This window comes from Pseudomonas graminis (assembly GCF_001705435.1).
GTDB classification, from domain to species: Bacteria; Pseudomonadota; Gammaproteobacteria; order Pseudomonadales; family Pseudomonadaceae; genus Aquipseudomonas; species Aquipseudomonas graminis_B.
Window position 1 is genome coordinate 1 of the sequence record NZ_MDEN01000019.1, and the last position, 489, is coordinate 489.

General features: G+C 56.4%; 1 protein-coding gene. It reads right to left on the reverse strand.

Annotated elements, in window-relative coordinates; all coding sequences use genetic code 11:
- The coding region (locus BBI10_RS26255) for a Na+/H+ antiporter NhaA (RefSeq protein WP_208600719.1) at nt 1–197 on the reverse strand (197 nt) is incomplete at its 3' end.
- Nucleotides 198–489 lie beyond the last annotated feature (292 nt).

Below are 489 nucleotides of genomic sequence, written 5' to 3' on the forward strand. Positions count from 1 at the left end.
GGGGTGTGCCAGAAGGTTTCATAGGAAAGGCTGGGCGAGCTGTTGGCCCAGAGCAGTGCAGCGATAGCGGCGAGTACAAGAACGACGCCACTGAGGGCTTCGATATGACTGAATCGCTCGACCGCAGCCAATGCTCGGCTGGTGAGGATTTGCGGCCGGGGGATAACAGTCGATGCGGGCGTATTTGGCGCAGGCACGGGTATTCCTCACCGGCGGCCCGACCGATATTGGAATTTAACCTGCGGATCAGCACATCGCTTTACGCACCCAGGTGGATTGTACGCACGGGCTAATGGCTATCGCAAAGTTTAGAGAATTCCTGCTTCCTGATTCCTGCAGGAAATTGAGACAATGCAGGTCGGCCATCCGGCTGCATGCTTCTCAACGCACAGGTACACCATGGCGCTTAATTCTGATCGCCGGATTACACAAGGTCCTTGGAACGCCCGTTACAGCCAGGATCTGATTGAACACCTTCCCGTCGGGCTC